Annotated in this window: 1 protein-coding gene; it reads right to left on the minus strand. The window is 53.0% G+C overall.

From position 1 onward, the window contains the following. Nucleotides 1-992, minus strand: a 992-nt coding sequence (locus ACI2JR_RS28335) for an IS630 family transposase (RefSeq protein ID WP_462480118.1), incomplete at its 3' end; no start/stop codon positions are given. Between the last annotated feature and the right edge of the window lie 104 nt (nucleotides 993-1,096).

Genomic DNA, 1,096 nt, shown 5'->3' on the forward strand with positions numbered 1-1,096 from the left:
CTGGCCGTTTCCATAAAGTGACGAACTTTTTTCAACAGTTGCCACATTGAACGGCATTGATGATTGCGCGTTATCGTGTCATGAAGCGCCTGCCATAGTCGCTCAACATGATTCACCCACGGCGAGTAAACTGGCTGGTAAATTATCCTGAACTTCGGATTTTGCTTCAGCCAGCGCTGCGTTTCCCGGCTTTTGTGGATAATGTAGTTGTCCACGATAAGCGTAATCGTTTTGGCCCGGCGGTACGTTGCTTTCAGGTGCTTCAGCAGGTTGATAAACAAAGATGAGGCTTTGCTGCTGCCGCCCACATAACTGACTTTACCTGTCCCGCTGTGCAGTGCTCCGGCCAGATAATATTTTTCATTCTGGCCGGGCGTGACCACCCGTTTTTGTTGTCCACGCAGCTGCCAGTCAGCACCGATTTTGGGGTTGAGATGAATATCCACCTCATCTTCGTAAAACACCGGATGCTCAGCGCTGCATTCGTCCAGTGCTTTGTGGATTGCCGCCATCTTTTCATCTTTATGCGGGTCACGGATACGCAGGGTTGGCGCGGCACTGCGCCATACAAGCCCTGCAGACGGCAACCAGCGGCGAATGGTTCCGGCATGCAATTGGTAGCCGGTTATCTCATTGATTTTTATTGCCAGCAGTTCTGTACTCCAGCGTGAACGCTGGTAGCCAAAATCGCCGGGAGCATGCCTGACCAGCTCGCGTAACAGTGTGCAGATATGCTCAAACGGCCAGCGACGGGCACGCCCGGCGGGTAAGGATTTCAGCCCTTCAGCACCCGACAGGGTAAACCAGTTAATCCAGCGCCCGACAGATGAGCGGGCGCAGCAGAGCGTTCTGGCAACATCACTGACGCGAGCGCCCCGGTGCAGCATCAGCATAGCGGTCAGCCTGCGGGCATAATTTTTATCGTGCGTTTTATGGATTGCTTTCTGCATCAGACGTCTATCGTCACGGGGAATGGGTGCTATGCTCGGCATCGCTCAGTCCGGTTGGTGGTTTGTTTCTTTTTGGCGATTGATCAGATCGCACAATCCGGGCTGAGTTCCCTCAAAGTGATCTACTATTTGGCGCAGCTATTTAG

This window comes from Klebsiella sp. NPDC088457, assembly GCF_044900465.1.
Classification (GTDB): domain Bacteria; phylum Pseudomonadota; class Gammaproteobacteria; order Enterobacterales; family Enterobacteriaceae; genus Klebsiella.